22 protein-coding genes are annotated in these 18,922 nt (G+C 71.4%); 15 read left to right on the forward strand and 7 right to left on the reverse strand.

The genetic code is table 11. From position 1 onward, the window contains the following. Positions 1-104: 104 nt before the first annotated feature. Positions 105-2,633, forward strand: a complete 2,529-nt coding sequence (gene glgP / locus AB0F52_RS12375) for an alpha-glucan family phosphorylase (protein WP_360168551.1) — start codon at positions 105-107, stop codon at positions 2,631-2,633. 1 nt (position 2,634) lies between these two features. Here the strand turns inward: glgP and AB0F52_RS12380 are convergent, their stop codons facing one another. Further along, the gene (locus AB0F52_RS12380; protein ID WP_360168554.1) at positions 2,635-2,856 is read right to left on the reverse strand and encodes a hypothetical protein; all 222 of its coding nucleotides are present in this window, start codon (positions 2,854-2,856) and stop codon (positions 2,635-2,637) included. 312 nt (positions 2,857-3,168) lie between these two features. On the opposite strand from AB0F52_RS12380, the gene AB0F52_RS12385 reads away from it, so the two are divergent. The 5 genes from AB0F52_RS12385 to AB0F52_RS12405 all read left to right on the forward strand — a co-directional run bounded on the left by AB0F52_RS12385 (position 3,169) and on the right by AB0F52_RS12405 (position 5,969). Then, positions 3,169-3,546: a hypothetical protein gene (locus AB0F52_RS12385; RefSeq protein WP_360168557.1), complete on the forward strand. Its 378-nt coding sequence runs from the start codon at positions 3,169-3,171 to the stop codon at positions 3,544-3,546. Next, positions 3,543-4,025 (forward strand): hypothetical protein, encoded by a 483-nt coding sequence (locus tag AB0F52_RS12390; protein WP_360168560.1) that lies wholly within the window; start codon positions 3,543-3,545, stop codon positions 4,023-4,025. Before AB0F52_RS12385 ends, AB0F52_RS12390 begins: the two co-directional genes overlap by 4 nt. Continuing rightward, entirely contained in the window at positions 4,022-4,330 is a 309-nt protein-coding gene (locus tag AB0F52_RS12395; protein WP_360168563.1) for a hypothetical protein, read from the forward strand. The genes AB0F52_RS12390 and AB0F52_RS12395 overlap by 4 nt, the downstream gene beginning before the upstream one ends. Positions 4,331-4,520: 190 nt before the next feature. After that, positions 4,521-4,916, forward strand: coding sequence for a hypothetical protein (locus tag AB0F52_RS12400; RefSeq protein WP_360168566.1), 396 nt, complete (start codon positions 4,521-4,523; stop codon positions 4,914-4,916). 63 nt (positions 4,917-4,979) lie between these two features. Continuing rightward, entirely contained in the window at positions 4,980-5,969 is a 990-nt protein-coding gene (locus AB0F52_RS12405) for an LLM class F420-dependent oxidoreductase (protein ID WP_360168569.1), read from the forward strand. 40 nt (positions 5,970-6,009) lie between these two features. Here AB0F52_RS12405 and AB0F52_RS12410 read toward each other — a convergent pair whose 3' ends face one another. Next, positions 6,010-6,405, reverse strand: coding sequence for a rhodanese-like domain-containing protein (locus tag AB0F52_RS12410; RefSeq protein ID WP_360168572.1), 396 nt, complete (start codon positions 6,403-6,405; stop codon positions 6,010-6,012). Beyond that, positions 6,402-6,947, reverse strand: a complete 546-nt coding sequence (locus tag AB0F52_RS12415) for a cysteine dioxygenase family protein (protein WP_360168575.1) — start codon at positions 6,945-6,947, stop codon at positions 6,402-6,404. Before AB0F52_RS12415 ends, AB0F52_RS12410 begins: the two co-directional genes overlap by 4 nt. Before the next feature lie 314 nt (positions 6,948-7,261). Here AB0F52_RS12415 and AB0F52_RS12420 point away from each other — a divergent pair, with 314 nt between their 5' ends. From AB0F52_RS12420 to AB0F52_RS12450, 7 genes are all read left to right on the forward strand, one after another. After that, positions 7,262-8,083, forward strand: coding sequence for an ABC transporter ATP-binding protein (locus AB0F52_RS12420; RefSeq protein ID WP_034284427.1), 822 nt, complete (start codon positions 7,262-7,264; stop codon positions 8,081-8,083). A gap of 55 nt (positions 8,084-8,138) precedes the next feature. Continuing rightward, positions 8,139-8,918, forward strand: coding sequence for an enoyl-CoA hydratase-related protein (locus AB0F52_RS12425; RefSeq protein WP_360168578.1), 780 nt, complete (start codon positions 8,139-8,141; stop codon positions 8,916-8,918). Positions 8,919-8,922: 4 nt separating this feature from the next. Beyond that, on the forward strand, positions 8,923-9,888 hold the full coding sequence (locus AB0F52_RS12430; RefSeq protein WP_103335345.1) for a class I SAM-dependent methyltransferase: 966 nt from the start codon (positions 8,923-8,925) through the stop codon (positions 9,886-9,888). A gap of 1 nt (position 9,889) precedes the next feature. Continuing rightward, complete coding sequence (locus tag AB0F52_RS12435) at positions 9,890-11,056, forward strand: class I SAM-dependent methyltransferase (protein WP_360168582.1); 1,167 nt, start codon at positions 9,890-9,892, stop codon at positions 11,054-11,056. 80 nt (positions 11,057-11,136) lie between these two features. Then, entirely contained in the window at positions 11,137-11,901 is a 765-nt protein-coding gene (locus tag AB0F52_RS12440; protein WP_360168585.1) for an HAD family acid phosphatase, read from the forward strand. Positions 11,902-11,972: 71 nt separating this feature from the next. After that, positions 11,973-12,350 (forward strand): DUF427 domain-containing protein, encoded by a 378-nt coding sequence (locus tag AB0F52_RS12445; RefSeq protein ID WP_360168588.1) that lies wholly within the window; start codon positions 11,973-11,975, stop codon positions 12,348-12,350. Positions 12,351-12,366: 16 nt separating this feature from the next. Beyond that, positions 12,367-13,197 (forward strand): LysR family transcriptional regulator, encoded by an 831-nt coding sequence (locus AB0F52_RS12450; RefSeq protein WP_360169564.1) that lies wholly within the window; start codon positions 12,367-12,369, stop codon positions 13,195-13,197. Between the two features lies 1 nt (position 13,198). Here the strand turns inward: AB0F52_RS12450 and AB0F52_RS12455 are convergent, their stop codons facing one another. Both AB0F52_RS12455 and AB0F52_RS12460 read right to left on the reverse strand, forming a co-directional pair. Further along, positions 13,199-14,155: a chitinase gene (locus AB0F52_RS12455; RefSeq protein ID WP_360168591.1), complete on the reverse strand. Its 957-nt coding sequence runs from the start codon at positions 14,153-14,155 to the stop codon at positions 13,199-13,201. Between the two features lie 111 nt (positions 14,156-14,266). Further along, the gene (locus tag AB0F52_RS12460) at positions 14,267-14,950 is read right to left on the reverse strand and encodes a DUF2306 domain-containing protein (protein ID WP_360168594.1); all 684 of its coding nucleotides are present in this window, start codon (positions 14,948-14,950) and stop codon (positions 14,267-14,269) included. A gap of 140 nt (positions 14,951-15,090) precedes the next feature. On the opposite strand from AB0F52_RS12460, the gene AB0F52_RS12465 reads away from it, so the two are divergent. Next, entirely contained in the window at positions 15,091-15,978 is an 888-nt protein-coding gene (locus AB0F52_RS12465) for a TetR/AcrR family transcriptional regulator C-terminal domain-containing protein (RefSeq protein ID WP_360168597.1), read from the forward strand. 10 nt (positions 15,979-15,988) lie between these two features. Then, the gene (locus AB0F52_RS12470) at positions 15,989-16,510 is read left to right on the forward strand and encodes a GNAT family N-acetyltransferase (RefSeq protein WP_360168600.1); all 522 of its coding nucleotides are present in this window, start codon (positions 15,989-15,991) and stop codon (positions 16,508-16,510) included. Positions 16,511-16,872: 362 nt separating this feature from the next. Here the strand turns inward: AB0F52_RS12470 and AB0F52_RS12475 are convergent, their stop codons facing one another. Continuing rightward, positions 16,873-18,312 (reverse strand): FAD-dependent monooxygenase, encoded by a 1,440-nt coding sequence (locus AB0F52_RS12475; protein WP_360168603.1) that lies wholly within the window; start codon positions 18,310-18,312, stop codon positions 16,873-16,875. A gap of 8 nt (positions 18,313-18,320) precedes the next feature. Then, positions 18,321-18,908 (reverse strand): PadR family transcriptional regulator, encoded by a 588-nt coding sequence (locus AB0F52_RS12480; RefSeq protein ID WP_360168606.1) that lies wholly within the window; start codon positions 18,906-18,908, stop codon positions 18,321-18,323. Positions 18,909-18,922 lie beyond the last annotated feature (14 nt).

Raw genomic sequence — 18,922 nt, forward strand, 5'->3', positions numbered from 1 at the left:
TACCCGACGCGCAGGACCCTACCCAGGGCATTCGCCGGGTGTGCACGTAATCCCCGAACTCCTCCCTGCGCAGGGGAGCCCGCGGCCCGATATCGTCGCTTCCCATGCGTGCAGTCCGCCGGTTCACCGTCCGCGCCAGCCTCCCGGATTCGCTGTCCGGCCTGGGCGCGCTGGCCACCAACCTGCGCTGGACGTGGCACCCGCCGACGCGCGACCTGTTCGCGTCGATGGACGCCGAGCTCTTCAACGCCGTGCGCGACCCGCTGCGGATGCTCACCGCGCTGCCGCCGGCCCGCCTCGACGAGCTCGCCGTCGACGACGGCTTCCTCGCGCGCGCCCGCGCCGCGGCCGAGGACCTGGAGAAGTACCTCTCGGAGCCGCGCTGGTACCAGCGCCGCGAAGACGACGGCCTGCCGTCCGCGGTCGCCTACTTCTCGATGGAGTTCGGCGTCACCGAAGCGCTGCCGAACTACTCCGGCGGCCTCGGCGTGCTGGCCGGTGACCACCTCAAGGCCGCGTCCGACCTGGGCGTGCCGATGGTCGGCGTCGGGCTGCTCTACCGCAACGGCTACTTCCGGCAGTCGCTGTCGCTGGACGGCTGGCAGGTCGAGCACTACCCGGTGATCGACCCGAACGCCTTCCCGCTGGAACTGCTGACCGTGGGCGGGCGGCCGGTGCTGATCGGTGTCGCGATGCCGGGCGGGCGCGAGCTGTGCGCGCAGATCTGGCAGGCCCGCGTCGGCCGGGTGCCGCTGCTGCTGCTCGACACCGACACCGAGGCCAACGACGAAGACCTGCGCGGCGTCACCGACCGGCTCTACGGCGGCGACGCCGACCACCGGCTGCGGCAGGAGATCCTGGCCGGCATCGGCGGGTTCCGCGCGGTGCGGAAGTACTGCGAGCTGACCGGGCACCCGCAGCCGATGGTGTTTCACACGAACGAGGGACACGCGGGCTTCCTGGGGCTGGAGCGCGCGCGAGAGATCGTGCAGGCCGACGGGCTCGCGTTCGACGAGGCCATGCCCGCCGTCCGCGCCGGGACGCTGTTCACCACGCACACCCCGGTCAGCGCCGGGATCGACCGGTTCCCGGTGGACCTGGTGCAGCGCTACTTCAACGACGGCAGGCTGGTGCCCGACATCGACCCGCGGCGCGTGCTCGCGCTCGGCGCCGAGGACAACCCCGGCCTGTTCAACATGGCGCACATGGGCCTGCGGCTGGCGCAGCGCGCGAACGGCGTCTCGCAGCTGCACGGACGCGTGACGCGCAAGATGTTCTCCCGGCTGTGGCCCGGGTTCGACCACGACGAGGTGCCGATCTCGTCGGTGACGAACGGCGTCCACGGCCCGACGTGGGTGGCGCGTGAGCTGAGCACGCTGCTCGGCCGTGAGTGGGGCCTCGACGTCGGCGAAGGGCCGCTGCGCGACGGCGTCTCCGACGCCCAGCTGTGGGAGCTGCGGCGCGAGCTGCGCGAGAAACTGGTGCACGAGGTGCGGCGCCGGGTGCGCGCCGCGTGGCTGCAGCGTGGCGCTTCCCCGCTGGAACTGGGCTGGGTGGACTCGGTCTTCGACCCGGACGTGCTGACCGTCGGGTTCGCCCGCCGCGTCCCGACGTACAAGCGGCTGACGCTGATGCTGCGCGACCCCGACCGGCTGCGGACGCTGCTGCTGCACGAACAGCGGCCGATCCAGGTCGTCGTCGCGGGCAAGTCCCACCCGGCCGACGAGAACGGCAAGCAGCTGATCCAGCAGATCGTCCGGTTCGTCGACGGCGCGGACGTGCGGCACCGCATCGTCTTCCTGCCCGACTACGACATGTCGATGGCGCGGTACCTCTACCGCGGCTGCGACGTCTGGCTGAACAACCCCGTGCGGCCGCTGGAGGCGTGCGGGACGTCGGGGATGAAGTCGGCGCTGAACGGCGGCTTGAACCTGTCCATCCGCGACGGCTGGTGGGACGAGTGCTACGACGGCAGCAACGGCTGGGCGATCCCGACCGCCGACGGCGTCGCCGACCCGCTGCGCCGCGACGACCTCGAGGCCGCGGCGCTGTACGAGCTGCTCGGCCAGCAGATCGCGCCGCTGTTCTACGACCGCTCGTCCGACGGCGTGCCCACGGGCTGGCTGTCGATGGTCTGGCACACGCTGGAGACGCTCGGCCCGCGGGTGCAGGCGTCCCGGATGGTCCGCGAGTACGTGGACAACGGCTACCTGCCGGCCTCCCGCACGGTCGCGGCGGCCACCGGCGACGGGTACCGCGGCGCGCTGTCGCTGGCGGACTACCGCACGAAGCTCGAGGTGTCGTGGCCGCGGCTGCGGATCTTCGACTCGGAGCTGCTGGTGGAGGCGACCGAGCCCCTGGTGGTGGGCACCGAGGTGACGATCAGGGCCCGCATCGACCTGGCCGGCCTCGACCCGTCCGAAGTGGACATCCAGGCGGTGGTCGGCCGCGTGGCCGACGACGACGAGCTCCGCGACCCGGTCACGGTCCCGATGTCCGGCGACGGGGTGGGGGCGTTCGCGGCCCGCGTGAAGCTGCCGCGGCCGGGCGCGATCGGGTACACGGTCCGGGTGCTGCCGAAGCACGGGCTGCTGGCGACGCCGGCGGAGCTGGCGCGGGTCGTGCTGGCCTGAGTCACCAGTAGGGCGGCGGTACCACCGGGCCTGGGAAGGGCGGCGGGATCCGGTGCGGCGCCGTCGGGGGAAGCACGCCCAGTTCCTGAAGCCGGATCTGGTCCCGCAGGACCGCGACCAGGAAGTCGTGCTGCCGTTGCCGGCGCCGGAGCCAGCAGGTCGTGACCAAGCTGGTCGAGGTCACGCCGAACAGGTACGCGAAGACGAGCGCGGCCAGTTGCATCGGGTTCTCCGGGGTCCGAGGGGCCGCTTGGTTCGCGGCCGACGAATCCACGGTAAACGTGGTGATCCTTTCCCGGCCACTGATCAGCGCTTTCGGACAGAAACACGTCATCGAACGGACGTACGGTTTGTCGTGACCGGAAACCGGCCGGTGTCGGAAACCTGTCCGTTCCCTTGTCCGGCATTTGTCCGAAATCGAGAAAGTGCAGGTCAGGCGGCTTTGTCGGGGCGTTGTCCGGCGAGACAATACGTGGTGTTCTCGGGGCGAAACGGTCGTTTATGATGCTCCCTCCATAGGGTGAGAGGGAGGGCAATGGAGCGGGAAAACCGTCCCGGACGCGAGGTCGATCCCGCGCTCGAGCGCGCGGCGAAGGCCGCGGTCAAGCTGCGGACCAGGAAGGGGGTGCGGCGTACGGCGCTACACCGCGACCTCGGCCCGGACCTGCGCCGCGTATGGCACATCGCCGACGACGCACCGCCGCACCGGGTCCGGGCGATCGTCTTCCTGCGTCTGTCGGACGTGCTTGCCACCCTCGGTGACCCCGAGCTCGAAGCGATCGTCTCAACTGCCTACAACATCCGCCGGGAACCCTGGCGGGGCAGAAGGGCGACCGGCTGGCCGGCCTGTCCGGCTTCTCGGAGAAGACCTACAACCGTCGGCTGGAATCGTTCGACGAACAGCTCGCCGTGAGTCTTCGAGGGCGCCCGCGACTGCTCGAAGAGGACGAGATCCGGCGCGCGGAACGCTGGTTCAGCCGCCCCCCGCTCTCGGCGGACAACGCGGCGACCGCTCTGATCAGAGACTTCCACCGCGAAGCCGACGAGATCGTCCGCGTGTTCCTCGAAGATCCGTGGTGGGCGCCCGCCGACGAAAGAGCGGTCCCGGAAGTCGTTCCGCTCGGATCGCTCGGCTCCTGGCTCTGCGTGTTCCCCGACCAAGCCGCCTTGAACGGCTACCGCACGGTCACCGGTGCGCCGTGGCGGTTCTCGGTACAGCTGTCGGGCCGAGAGTTCGCGAAGTGCGCTTGTGCTCAGCCGGAACCCACCGGAGTGGTCGTCAACCCGAGCCGCACCCGGGGGCGCGGTGCCGAAGCCGCCTTTTCCCTCCCGCACTCCGTCCTCAACGGACTGATCCTCGACCCACCGGGCACGGAGGGCGCGGCCTGGTGAACGGTTTCGAGGTCGACCCCGAAGTTCTGCGCGCCGCCGGCGCCCGGCTCGGTGAAGGGGCCACTACGCCGCCGGCACCGGACTCGGCCGATCCGGCGTCGACCGGCGACGTCCTCCTGGGTCTCGCCCTCCGGAAGCTGCGGAAGGCTTCGGCGGACGCCGTCGGAATCCTCTTCGCCGACGCCGGGGAGCTCGGTGAACGACTGGGGAAGGCCGGGGATCTCTACACGCAGAGCCAAGACGATGCAGTAGACCGGATTCGCCGCATCGCGGAGGCGGTCGAGCGGCCCGGCGCCGGGGACTGAGCGGCGGGACGACGATGACGAACACGGATCCGGCGTGGTCGCCGGGGACGGTCGAGCAGTTGCGGGAAGAAGCGGCCCGGCTGCGTGAACTGTCCGAGTCGCTCGACGAGCTGGCGCTGGAACTGCGGTTGTCGCGCCACTGGGCTGGGAAGGCCGGGCGTGCGAAGCCTACGTCGAGACGCGCGACGCGTTGGCCAAGCAGTGCCGGTTCGCGGCCTGGACGCACGAGCTGGCTGCCCGGGCGCTGGATGACTATGTCGAGGTCGTCCTCGAGCTGGCCGAACGCCGTCGGTATGAGCAGGCCGGCGATGGTCTCGCCCGCCTCGAGCAGCAGCGCGTCGAAGCGGCCCTTCAGCTGGAGAGGGCATGGGAGCACTCGTCCGACGAGCTCGCGACCGTCAAGCCGACGCTGCCGGAGCTCGCGGCCCCGGCTCCGCGCCGGCCCGCGTCCGAGCCGGAACCGCCGAAGACCCGGAAGCCCCGCGGGGCCGGCTCCCTGGACCCGCGGCTCGGCGATCGGGCGGTGTACCGCAGGAACCTGCAGGAGCTGAGCGACGCGCTGCTCGACCACTTCGCCGCGCTTTGACCTGGAGCCGCTCCAGCCGGAAAACGCTGCGCGGCCCGGCTTGGGCGGCGTTAGGTTGGACGCATGCGCTTCGGAATGTTCGTCCCGCAGGGCTGGCGGCTCGACCTGGCCGGCATCGACCCCGCGGACCACTGGAAGACCATGCTCGGCCTCGCGAAACACGCGGAGGCCGGGCCCTTCGAATCGATCTGGGTCTACGACCACTTCCACACCGTGCCCGTCCCCACCGAAGAGGCCACGCACGAGGCGTGGTCGCTGATCTCGGCGTTCGCCGCCGCGACGGAGACCGTCCGGCTCGGGCAGATGTGCACCTGCATGGGCTACCGCAACCCCGCCTACCTGGCGAAGGTCGCCGCCACCGCCGACCTCATCTCCGGCGGCCGGGTCGAGATGGGCATCGGCGCCGGCTGGTACGAGCACGAGTGGCGGGCCTACGGCTACGGCTTCCCGTCCGCCGGCGAGCGGCTCGGCCAGCTCGACGAGGGCGTGCAGATCATGCGTGACCTCTGGACGACCGGAAAGTCCACGCTGGACGGCAAGCATTATCAGACGGACGGCGCGATCCTGCGTCCGCTGCCGGCCCAGGAAGGCGGGCTCCCGCTGTGGATCGCCGGCGGCGGCGAGAAGAAGACGCTCAAGATCGCCGCGAAGTACGCGAAGTACACGAACTTCGCCGCCGACCCGGAAACGTTCACCCGCAAGTCGGAGATCCTCGCGCAGCACTGCAAGGACGTCGGCACCGACTTCGACGCGATCGTGCGCTCGGCCAACCACAACATCGTCCTCGGCGAGACCGAAAAGGACGTCCAGGACAAGCTGGCCTGGCTGAGGTCCCACCTCGGCAAGTACATCGAGGCCGACGCCGTCGAGCGCTGGGCGGGCAACTTCGAGAACAGCCCGGCCACCGGCACGCCGGAGCAGGTCACCGAGAAGCTCGCCGCGATGGGGGAGCGGGGCATGTCGTACGCGATCTTCAACTTCCCGGAAGCCGCGTACGACCGCTCCGGCATCGACCTGTTCACCAAGCACATCGCCCCGGCGCTGGCCGGCTGAAACCGCCGGTCCCCTTCGGTAGCGTGGAAAACGGGGGCTGCTAAGGCACCGCGGGGCTCCCGCCGGCCTGCACGGGCAGGCCGGCGGCGGCCCACGCGCGGAACCCGCCGTCGAGGTCGGTCGCGCCGGGCAGGCCGAGCCGCTGCAGGTCGGCCGCCGCCAGGCTCGACGAATAGCCCTCGTTGCACACCACGACCACCGTCGCCTCGGGAGTCACCGCGGGCAGCCGCCACTCGCTGTCCGGCGCCAGCCGCCACTCCAGGTGGATCCGCTCGACGATCACCGCGCCGGGGATCTCGCCCTCCGCCTCGCGGTTCGCCAGCGGCCGGATGTCGACCAGCAGCGCCCCCGCCTCCTGCAGCTCGCGGGCCCGGGCGGGGGTCACCCGGTCCAAACCGGACCGTGCGGAAGCCAGCAGCGAATCGACAGCGCTCATGACCGGACGATAGCGGGCAGTGGCGGGATTTCCGCCGGAACGTCGGCGAGCGTGGCGTACTCCCGCGTCGCCACCAGCGGCGGCGAATACGCGTGGACGCTCGCCGCGGGCCGGTCGCCGAGGCCGGTGACCTGGTGGGCGCGGCCCGCGCCGAAGCCGAGGCCTTCGCCGGCGACGTGCGTCCGGCGCCGGACCGGGCCGCCCGGGTAGCGGTACTCCTCGCCGAGTTCACCCTGCAGAACGGTGAACGAGCCGGACGCGCCGCCGTGGTCGTGCGGCTTCGTGGACTGGCCGGGCAGCCACGACAGCAGCCACAGCTCGACGCCGTCGGTCAGCGCCAGCCGGGCCCACCAGCGGCGGTCCTCGTCGAACCGCAGGATGCCCCGCAGGCCCGCGGTCAGTTCGGTGGTGACGGTGGCGGTCAGCTCGGCCAGTTCGCGCGGCGTCCAGAGCAGCCGCGCGGGGTGCAGCAGCTCGGGCAGCAGCGGGTCGGTCAGCTGCGGGTGGATTTCGACGGGCGGACGAACCAGGGACGTGGTCAACGCGGGTGCTCCTCGCAACGTGGGGTGATCGGGACGCCGGGGCAGCGCGGCACCGCACGCGTCAGCGGACGCGAGGGATCAGTGGAGCCGCGCCCGCGTACACCCGGCCGAAGCGACGAGGAGCAGGTCGATCGCGCGACGGCGCCAGAACGAGCCCCGGGAGACCGGGGGCACGGGCGCGTCGGCGGACATGGTCCGGATGGTGCCACAACCGGCGTTCCCGCTCGCGGTGTTCCACCTCGTGGAACGGCTCCGACCTGCCCGTTCGCCGTCTCACCCGGGCGGGTGCGCACGCGCGCGCGACGGCAGACAGAATGGGCCTCGTGAGCGAGCCGATCCAGCCCAGCGAACTTGACGACCTCGTGGTCCGGATGGCCGGTGTCGGCGTCCGCCGGGGGACCAACGACCTCCTCGCCGGCCTCGACTGGACCGTGGAACTGGACGAGCGCTGGGTGGTGCTCGGGCCGAACGGCGCGGGCAAGACCACCCTGCTGCGCCTCGCCGCGGCCGAACTGCACCCGACCACCGGCGAGGTCGACCTGCTCGGCGAGCGGATCGGCCGGGTCAACATCTTCGACCTGCGCCCGCGCATCGGCTTCACCTCGGCGGCCATCGCCCAGCGCGTGCCGGGCGACGAGCTGGTCAAGGACGTCGTGGTCAGCGCCGGCTACGCGGTGCTCGGCCGCTGGCGTGAGGAATACGACACCCTCGACACCGCCCGCGCGACCGAGCTGCTGGACGCGATGGGCATCGGGCACCTGGCGGACCGCACCTTCGGCACGCTGTCCGAAGGGGAGCGCAAGCGCGCGCTGATCGCCCGGTCGCTGATGACCGACCCGGAGATGCTGCTGCTCGACGAGCCCGCCGCCGGCCTCGACCTCGGTGGCCGCGAGGACCTGGTCGCCCGGCTGTCCGAGCTGGCGCTGGACCCGGACGCCCCGGCCCTGGTGCTGGTCACCCACCACGTCGAGGAGATCCCGCCGGGGTTCACCCACGCGCTGCTCCTGCGCGACGGCCACGCGGTGGTGTCCGGGCTGGTCGACGACGTCATCACCAGCGAAAACCTCTCCAAGACGTTCGACCAGGACCTCGTGCTGGAGCGTTCCGGCGATCGCTTCTTCGCCCGCCGTCGCTAGGCTGTCCCTACCGACCGGTAGCGTGCTGGCAGATCGTCAACGAGGAGTGATGGGCGTGGGAGAGTTCGTAACCCTGGAGGTCAAGGACGCGGTCGGGACCATCCGGCTCGACCGGCCGCCGGTCAACGCCCTGAACGCCCAGGTCACCGCCGAGCTCGCCGAGCTGGCGAAGGAGGTCTCCGAGCGTGACGACGTCCGCGCGGTCATCCTCTACGGCGGCGAGAAGACCTTCGCCGGCGGCGCGGACATCAAGGAAATGGCCGCCCGCACCTACCCGGGGATCGCGAAGTTCGGCGCCATCCTCACCGGCACCCTCGCGGCCATCGCGAACATCCCGAAGCCGGTCGTCGCGGCCATCACCGGGTATGCCCTCGGCGGCGGCCTGGAGCTGGCGCTGACCGCCGACTGGCGGGTCGCCGGCGACAACGTCAAGGTCGGCCAGCCGGAGATCCAGCTCGGCGTCATCCCCGGCGCGGGCGGCACCCAGCGCCTGGCCCGGCTGATCGGGCCGAGCAAGACCAAGGACATCGTCTACACCGGACGCTTCGTCAAGGCCGAAGAGGCCCTGCGGCTGGGGATCGTGGACCAGGTGGTGGCCCCGGACGACGTCTACGCGGCCGCGCACAAGTGGGCGGCCCAGTTCGCGAGCGGCCCCGCCGTGGCGCTGCGCGCGGCGAAGGCGGCCATCGACGGCGGCCTCGACACCGACCTGGCGAACGGGCTCAAGCTCGAATCGCACCTGTTCGCCGCCCTCTGGGCGACCGAAGACCAGCAGAACGGCATGAAGTCGTTCATCGAAAACGGGCCCGGCAAGGCCACGTTCGAAGGGAAATGACGCCTTGACCGACGTGAACGACCCGGCGCCGAACCCGCACGCCACCGCCGAAGAGGTCCAGGCGGCCTACGCCGACCCCAAGCTGGCGAACGTGCTCTACCACGACTGGGAAGCCGGCACCTACGACGAGAAGTGGTCGATCTCGTACGACGAGCGCTGCATCTCCTACGCCACCGACGTGTTCAACGCCGTCGCGGGCGAGGACGGCCAGCCCTACCAGCACGCGATGGAGCTGGGCAGCGGCACCGGCTTCTTCCTGCTGAACCTGATGCAGGGCGGCGTCGCCAAGAAGGGCTCGGTCACCGACCTCTCGCCCGGCATGGTCCAGGTCGCGCTGCGCAACGCCGAGAAGCTCGGCCTCGACGTCGACGGCCGGGTCGCCGACGCCGAGCGCATCCCCTACGACGACAACACCTTCGACCTGGTGGTCGGGCACGCGGTGCTGCACCACATCCCGGACGTCCAGGCGGCGTTCCGCGAGGTGCTGCGCGTGCTCAAGCCGGGCGGCCGGTTCGTCTTCGCCGGCGAACCTACCAAGATCGGCGACTTCTACGCCCGCAAGCTCGGCCAGTTCACCTGGTTCCTGACGACCCGGGTGACGAAGCTGCCGGTGCTGAGCGGCTGGCGGCGCCCGCAGTCCGAACTGGACGAGTCCTCGCGCGCCGCGGCGCTCGAAGCCGTGGTCGACATCCACACCTTCGACCCCTCGGAGCTGGAGACGTGGGCTCGCGGAGCCGGCGCCCAGGACGTCCGCGCCGTCACCGAGGAGTTCGCCGCCGCGCTGGCCGGGTGGCCGATCCGGACGTTCGAGGCCGCGGTGCCGGCCGAGAAGCTCACCGTGCGCTGGCGGCTGTTCGCCTACCACCTGTGGCTGCGGCTGTCCGCCGTGGACAAGAAGGTCCTGGCCAAGATCCTGCCGCGCGAGCTGTTCTACAACGTCATGATCACCGGGACCAAGCGGCCGTCCTGAATTGGGATATTCGTTCAGCCTCGGCGACGTCGCCTACCTGCGTTCCGGCGCGGGGGTGGCGGCGCTCGCCGAGGTCTCGGCGCTGCCGCTGACCGACCGGATCGCGTCCGTCGCCGCCGTTCGCCGCCTGGTCGGCGAGGAACACGCGAGCGCCGTACTGGAAACCGTGCTGCTGCGTCGCAAAGCCGCGTCCAAAGTGGATTCGGACGGCTGGCTGTTCACCTCGGACGCGCTCCAGCAGGCGAGTGCCACACCGGTCGCGCGGCACCGGGCGGCGCGCGTGGCCGGGCTCGACGTCCACGACGTCACGTGCTCGGTGGGAGCCGACCTCGTCGAGATCGCCCGGGTGGCGCGGCGCGCGCTGGGGTCCGATCTGGACCCGGTACGGCTGGAGATGGCCCGGCACAACGGAACCACCGCGGGGGTCGCGTTCGGGCTCGCGCGGGCCGACGCCCTGCGTCCGGCCAGCCGGTCCGCGGTCGTCGTCGCCGATCCGGCCCGCCGGGATGCGGCCGGGCGCCGGGCGTGGAAACCCGCCGACTTCGCCCCGCCGCTGGACGGGCTGGTCGAGGCCTACCCGGGGCGTCCACTGGCGGTCAAGTGCGCTCCCGGCCTCGACTTCGCGCTCACGCCGTGGGCGGACGAGGTCGAACTCGTCTCCCTGGACGGCCAGGTCCGCGAATCCTGCCTCTGGCGGGGCCTGGGCACCGGCGTCACCCGCCGGGCGACCGTGCTGCGCTCGGACGGAACACAGTGGACGGTCACCGACGCCGAACCGGACGAGCTGCCCGCCCGCGAGCCGGGGGAGTGGATCGTCGACCCCGACGGCGCCGTCGTCCGGGCCGGGCTGGTCCGCCACTACGCGGCGCGCCACGGGTTGTGGCAGCTGGACGAACGCATCGCGTACCTGACCGGCGACACCCCGCCACCGGGGGTGCGGGCGTTCCGCGTCCTGGAGCACGGGCCGTACACCGAGAAGGCGCTGAAGGCCGTCCTCAAGCGACACGACGTCGGACGGCTGGAAATCCTGGTGCGGGGCCTGGACGTCGACCCGGACGCGCTGCGGCGGCGCCTGAAACCCCGTGGCGGCGCGGAGGCGTCGGTGGTGCTCACGCGGATCGGGCGATCACCCGTCGCGTTCCTGTGCCGCGCCGAACGAATCACGTGAACAAAAACTTTCGAGGGGTGGAACTCCCGGTGAACGTGACGTAGGTTCCCCGAGTTGCCGAGTTTCACCGGAGGGTCGCCGTGTCGAAGAAATGGTCAGGTCTCGTCAAGCTCGCCGCCGCCGCGGCGATCGGCGCCACCGTCGCCTCGGGGGCCACCGCGCTCGCCGGCTCGGACGAATCGACGGCCGCGCGGTCGAAGGAGCCGGCCAACATCGGCCAGGTCAAGCTCGACGTCAAGGCGTACTACGGCGACTACGTCGACGCCGTGGGCAAGCACCACTACTCCGACACGAGCCGGTTCGTGAAGGACACCGGCCGGGTCGTCTCCGACGCGAAGCGCTTCCTGCAGCAGCAGCTGGGCCGAGTGAAGAACCCGGCGATCGTGCTGGACGTCGACGACACCTCCGAGGTCACCTACGGCTGGGAGGCCGACAACGACTTCGGCTTCGACCCGGTCAAGCAGCAGCAGGCGATCGACAACGGCACGTTCGTCGCGAACAAGCCGGTGCTGGAGCTGGCCAACTGGGCGGCGCAGCACGGCGTCAAGGTCTACTTCCTGACCGGCCGCAACGAGTTCCAGGGGCCGCAGTCGCTGAAGAACCTGGCCGGCGAGGGCTTCCCGGCCCCGGCCGGCGCGTTCTTCAAGCCGAAGACGACCGCGCCGGACTACCTGCCGTGCGGGCTGACCTGCACCACCGTCCAGTACAAGTCCGGCACGCGGGCGCACATCGAGGCGACGGGCGCGAAGATCGTGCTCAACCTCGGCGACCAGTTCAGCGACCTCGAAGGCGGGCACGCACTGCGCCCGGTCAAGCTGCCGAACCCGATGTACTACCTGCCCTGATCCCACCGGCGTGGAATATCCACCGGGCCCGGCGTGCTGCTCCCTGTACACAGGACTCTTAGGGAGCTGACATGGCGAAGCAGGTTCTGCAGCCGGGCCCGGATCACCCGATCACCGTCGTGCCGACGAAGGCGCGGGTGGTGGTCAAGGCGGGCGGCCGCGTGATCGCGGACAGCCGCAACGCACTCACCCTGCAGGAATCCACGTACCCGGCGGTCCAGTACATCCCGCTGGCGGACGTCGACTCCGGGGTGCTGGAGCGGACCGACCACGAGACGTACTGCCCGTACAAGGGCGAGGCCGGCTACTACTCGCTCAACGCGGGTGACGTGAAGGGCGAGAACGCCGTCTGGACGTACGAGAAGCCGTACGACGCGGTCGCGCCGATCAAGGACCACGTCGCGTTCTACCCGAACGTCGTGGACTCGATCGAGCTGATCGAGGACTGAGCTGGACCTCGACCTGCTGCGCACGTTCCTGGCCGTCCACCGGGCCGGCTCGCTGACCGGCGCGGCACCGTCGCTGGGCCTGTCCCAGCCGACGGTGACCGCGCAGGTCAGGGCCCTGGAGGACCAGCTCGGCCAGCAACTGTTCGTCCGGCGCGCCCGCGGCGTGACCCCGACGTCGGTGGCCGACGAGCTGGCCGCCCGGATCGCCCCGCACATCGACGCGCTCACCGGCGTCGTCGCGGGGCAGCCCGACCCGTTCGCGGCGCCCGTGCACCTGGCCGGGCCCGCCGAGCTGACCACGGCCCGGGTCCTGCCCGCGCTGGCCGGCCTGGTCGCGTGCGGGCTCGAGCTGCGGGTGACGTTCGGCCTGGCCGACGACCTGCTGGCGGGGCTCGCGCAGCGGCGTTTCGACCTGGTCGTCTCGACGATCCGCCCCCGTGGCCGCGCCTTCACGGCCACTCCGCTGACCGACGAGGAGTTCGTCCTGGTCGGCCCCCGCGGCTTCACCGGCGACCCCCGGACGGCGCCGCTGGTGGCCTACGCCGAGGACCTGCCGATCATCCGCCGCTACTGGCGTTCGGTCCTGGGCACGCGCCCGTCCGCGGGGCCGGCGGTCGTGGTCCCGGACCTGCGCGGAGTCCTGGCCGGCGTGCTGGCGGGCTTCGGCGTCAGCGTGCTGCCGCGGTACCTCTGCGCGGCGGAGCTGGCGTCGGGGGAGCTGGTCGCGCTCCTGGAGCCGGAGGAACCACCGATCAACACGCTCTTCGCGGTCACCCGGACCGAGCCGTGCCGGCCGGGGCCCGCGGCGGTGCGGGACGCACTGCTCGCGGACGCCGCCCGGTGGTGACTCAGCCGGTGTAGCCGGCGAAGATCTTCGCGAACTCGTACTTGGACTGCGGCACGTTGGTGCACTTGTAGAGCGCGCCGGTGCACGCGTTGGCGTCGCGGCCGGCCTCCCAGAACGACAGTATGCCCAGGTGGACGGTCTTGGCGAAGGCCACCAGCGCCCGGGCGTCCTTCTGGTAGAAGATCTCGTTCTGCGAGTCGTTGACGCCGATCATCGGGGTGACGCCGACCTTCTTCCACGCCGCCGCGTCGCTCAGCCCGTAGAGCGACTTGAGCTGCGCCTGGGTCGCCTTGGCCGCCGAGATCGCCTTCGCGCCCTGGTCGCCGGCGCCCTGGTAGTAGTCCATCGCCATGATGTTGACCAGATCCAGGTTCACCCCGGCGTCCTTGGCGGCCTTGACGACGTTGAGCCCGTTGGCGTCGAGGCCGGAGGGCAGCACCGGCAGGGTCAGCGAAATCTTCAGCCCCGGGTTGGCGTTCTGCAGCGTCTTCAGGGCCTGGGAGCGGCGCGCGATCGACGCCGGGTCCGCGACCGCCGCGCCTTCGATGTCGAAGTCGGCGTACTTCAGGCCGTAGGCCTTGACGACGGCGTCGTACTCGGCCGCGACCTGCGCGGACGTGCTGCACGCCTGCGCCAGTTCGATGCCGGACGCGCCGCCGAAGGAGATCTTGACGTCGCCGCCCGCGGTGCGGATCTTGGCGATCTCCTCCTTCTGCCAAGCCGTGCGCGGGTCGTAGGCGCCGAACCAGCTGGCCTTGCAGCCGTAGGAGTTGACGAACGCGAGCGTGAAGCCCTTGACGCCGCTCGCGGCCGACATCGCCGACAGGCTGGGCGTCGGCCAGGCACCCATGTCGACATAGGGACCGACCGGGATCGGCGAGCCGGCCGCGGCGCCGGCGACTCCGGTGCTCAGCAGGGTGGCGCCGGCCAGGGCGGCCAGCAGGGAACGGAGACGCATGGGAACCTCCACGACTCGAAGCGCGGCGGCGGAACTGTCCCCATTGGTATAGACCACTTACCGTGGTGTGGACCATCGGCCGAACGGGCTACCCTGGTCACCGTGCGTGGCTCAGGCCGTCGTGCGGCGACGGCTCCGTCCTCGGCCGAGCCAGAATTCGGCGGCCAGCAGCGGGAGCACCCAGCCGGTCCACGTGGTGATCCCGGCGATCGCCTGACCCAGTGCGAGTTCGCTGCCGCCGAACGTCGTGTCCAGCTGCGGCGTCAGCACCATCGCCCACACCACGCCCCAGATCCGGTTGCTGATGATCGACATGCACAGCGCGAAGCTGCGGACCATCCACCGGCGGTGCTCGCCGAACCGGCGCGCCCGCGCCATCCGGTAGCCCTGCACGGTGCAGCCGAACCAGAGCGTCGCGAGCAGGACGTTCGACACGGCCCCGACCGGGCCGAACGGCGCCGCGAGCGCGATGGCGAAACCGGCGACCGACGCCGGGATCGCACCGGCGAAGACGTACACGCGCCCGGTGCGGCGGTGCACCGCCGGGTGCTGCTGCCGCAGCCACGGCCAGATCTGCAGTGCGCAGGTCACCATGGCGAGGGTCGCGAAGCCGATGTGCGTGACGAGCACCGGGTAGTACCAGCCGGCCGGGGCGGGGATCCGCGACCGCGCGGGATCGAGCCCGAGGTAGGGCGGCAGCGAAAAGACCAGGAAGGCGGTGACGAGCAGGCCCAGCGGGAACACCCACGGGCGGCGCACCCACGGCTTCGGGCGGCGGACTTCGGTCGTCGTCATGGTTCCCCCTGTTTCGTACGGTGTATCCGGACCGTATTTACTCGGGGCGTTGACCGGCAATCAATGTTGTCGATGTTGGGGGAGTACCCTGAAACCGTTCTAGGTCTGATCGGTAAGTGTTCTAGTACGGAGTTTCCCCGGTGGCCGAGGCGCCCTACCTGCGGATCGCGGCGGACCTGCGCCGCCGGATCAGCGCGGGCGAGCTGCGGCCGGGCGACCGCGTCCCGTCGACCCGGGCGCTGGTCCGCGAGTGGGGTGTCGCGATGGCGACCGCGGCGAAGGCCCTCTCGGCGCTGGGCGAGCAGGGCTGGGTGCGCGCGGTCCCGGGCAGCGGCACGGTGGTCGCCGACCGGACGCCGGCCAAACCGCCGCTGGGCCGCGCCGCGCTGGTGCGCGCGGCCATCGCGCTGGCCGACGCCGAAGGTATCGCCGCGTTGTCGATGCGGCGGCTGGCGGCCGAGCTCGGCGTCGGTCCGATGGCGCTGTACCGGCACGTGCCGGACAAGGACGAGCTGCTCCGGTTGATGGCCGACGTCGCGCTCGGGGAGGCGGACCTGCCGGAGCCGGGCCCGGCGCGGTGGCGGCCACGCCTCGAACTAGCGGCGCGCGCGCAGTGGCGGGCGTACCGCCGTCACCCGTGGCTGGCGCCGATCCTGCTCAATTCCCTGGTCCGGCCCCCGGTGCTGGCGGCGGGTCTCCGGCTGGTCGACTGGTCGCTGCGAGCGCTGGCCGGCACCGGCTTGAAGCGCCGGGTGAAGCTGCAGGTGATCATGACGCTCAACGGCTGGGTCGGCGGCCTGGCGGTGAGCAACGCGTTCGAGGTCCAGGCGGAGCAGGACACGGGCATCACGGGCGACCAGCGCCTGGAGGCCGACATGGCGCTGCTGACGCATTTTCTCGAATCGGGCCGCTTCCCCGAGCTGACCGAAGTGATGACCGGTATCGAGGACGTCGGCCTCGACGAAGCGTTCGAATTCGGGTTGCGGCGCCAGCTCGACGGGATAGCCGTGCTGCTGGGCGAACACTAGACTGGCAGCGGTGCTGATCACCACGGAAAGGCTCACGCTGCACGCGTGGTCCGAAGCCTGTTTCGACGGCTTGTTCGCGTTGGCCCAGCTGCCCGAGACGGTCCGCTACGTGGGAACGGGCGAGCGGTGGAGCCACGAGTACACGCTGGCCAAGCACCGCGCGACGCTCGCCCACTGGACCGAACACGGCTTCGGCTGGTTCGCGGTATCGGCGGCGCCGGGTTCGTTCGACGGAGTGGTGTCCTTGGTGCGCCGCAATGCCACGGAGTCGGGCCTCGGCCGGCCGGCGGTGGAGATGGGCTGGTGGATAGCCCCCTCGGGCTGGGGCCGCGGCTACGCAACGGAAGCGACGACGGCGGTGCGCGACCGCGCGTTCGCCTCGGGCTGGGCGGATCGGCTGCTGGCGGTGTACGAGCCGGTGAACAAGCCGTCGGCTCGGGTGGTGGAGAAGCTCGGGTTCACCGTGCACAGCAAGTTCGTGCTGGACGGGCGGGTGGAGCAACGGGCGGTCCTGGAACGCCCGCGCGGCTGAGCGCGAAGTCTCTCGTTGTCCACAGCGTGGCCGTGTTGTGGAGAACCCCGGCTGCTCGTCGGCCATTTCGCGGGGTTTGTCGCACCTCGCCGATAGACTGGACCCGGGGGGCGCCCCCGCGGCCTGCTGTGTCGAGTCAAGCCCCGCCGAGGCCGGCCCGGGTGTCGCTGACGGGACCGCGGGAGCATGAAGATCGTGCGGGACGACGGCGGTTTGACCTGGCCTCACCAGTGTCCACTCCGGACTCGAGCGGACTGTCGGGCCGCGGGGTCAGCCAACCCGCGGTGCTGAAGATCCTCTCGCGCTGCGGCGGCCCGGCCGGCATCGCCAAGGCCGGCCGGGCCGTGGTCCCCCACTCCCGGTCAGGCGGACGCCGGGACCGGAACATCGCCGACCCACCGCTGCATCGCCTCCGCCAGCCCGGCCTCACCCGAGTCCGGCGTGCCCACCCAGGCGACGTGCCCGTCCGGCCGCAGCAGCACCGCAGCAAAGTCCGAAGTGGACGAACTCGAAGCGGTCACCACCATCGGCCACGCAGCGAACGACCCCGTCAGGTCCAGCAGCACCGGCCGCCCGGCGTGCAGCAGCGCCGCCAGGTGCGTGTCCGCCCCCGACACTCGCAGCGGCACGTCCGGCGCCAACCGCCCCAGCCACGGGTGTCCGCCCGGCTCGTAACACGCGTCCAGCCCGGTGATGATCTCCGCCAGCGCGCGGTTCCCCGCCGGGTGCGCCGCCACGCGCCGCATCAAGTCGGCCCACGGCTCCGCGCCGGCTTCCTCCAATGCCACCTGTGCCCGCGTGTTCGCCAGGATGCGCGCACCCGCCGCGTGCCGCTCGTCGTGGTAGGTGTCCAGGAGGCCTTCCGGTGCTGTTCCCCGCACCGTCGCCGCCAGTTTCCAGCCCAGGTTGAACGCGTCGTCGAGCGCGACGTTCACGCCGATCGCGCCCGCCGGCGGGTGGATGTGGGCCGCGTCGCCCGCCAGTAGCACCCGGCCTTCGCGGTAGCTCGAGGCCAGGCGGGCCGCGTCGCCGAAGCGGCTCAGCCAGCGGGGCGCGCGCAACTCGACGTGGCGGCCGAGGACCGCGTCCACCTGCGCCTGCAACCGCTCCAGCGTGACCGGCGTGTCCTTGTCCGACGGCGGGTCGTCCTCCCGGACCACGATCCGGACGTACCCGGGCCGCGGGATGACGAACACGCTCCGCCCGTCCGGCCCCGCCGAAGGCCCGTACGGCAGGTCGCATTCGACGTCGCCGAGCAGCGCGTACCAGCGCGCGTCGACGCCGGGGAAGCCGATTCCGGCTTGTTTGCGGACGGTGCTGCGGCCGCCGTCGCAGCCGGCGAGGAAGCGTGCCCGGATCGTCCGGCCGAAACGTCCATTGTGGACCACCGTGGTGACCTCGTCCGCGGACTGGGTGAACGAGCGCAGGTCGTGGCCGCGCAGGATTTCGACGCCGAGTTCGAGCGCCCGCGCCTCCAGGACCTCTTCGACGCGCGTCTGCGGGATCCCCAGCGAGAACGGGTGATCCGTCGCCGTGCCGTCCAGCAGGAGCGGGCCGGGCAGGCCGGTCGCCGGTGCGTGCGGCACGCGGTGCCCCTCGGCCACCAGTCCCTCGGCCAGCCCGCGGCGGGCCAGCAGGTCCAGCGCCCGCGCGTTCAGGTTGAAGCCGCGGCAATACGGCGGACGCTCCGGCAGGCGTTCGACGATCGTGGTGCGGACGCCGGCCAAGGCGAGCTCCGCGGCGAGCAGCAGGCCGGCCGGGCCGGCGCCGGCGACGAGGACGTCGGTTTCGAAGTCGGACATGGTTCCCCTCAGATGTTTTCGGGCCAGTTTTCGGGCCATGGCAGGGACCCGGACCGGATTTCGGCGGCCGTGCGGCGCGCCCAGTCGAGCTCCGCGCGCCACGCGTCCCGGACGAACTCGACCTCGATCATGAACAGCCGCGGCGCCCCCTTGCCGACGGTCTCGGCCAGCGCCTTGTCGGCGCCGTCGATGCGTTCGGCGAGGTGCCGGGCGCGTTCCTCCAGCGCGTCGGCGGCGCGGTCCGGGCCGAGCGCGCCGAGGTAGCTGACCGCGGCGACGAACTTCGGGTACTCGGCGATCGGCTCGCGGACCAGTTCGTCGAGCCAGGCGACGAACTCCTGGCGGCCGAGCTCGGTGTGCGCGTAGACCGTCCGCTCCGGCCGGTTGCCTTCCCGGACCGTCTCGACGGGCTCGATCCAGCGGTGCTTCGCCAGGGACTCCACGGTGTCGTAGAGCGACCCCGGGTTGATCTTGAACGTCGAGCCCTTGTGGCGCTCGCGCAGCGTGGACGCCATTTCGTACGGGTGCATCGGGCGTTCCAGCAGCAGGCCGAGCAAGGCCAGCGCGAGCGTGTTGCGGATCTTGCGTGACGGCACTAGTCGCTCCCTGT

This window comes from Amycolatopsis sp. NPDC024027, from assembly GCF_040638975.1.
Taxonomy (GTDB): Bacteria; Actinomycetota; Actinomycetes; order Mycobacteriales; family Pseudonocardiaceae; genus Amycolatopsis.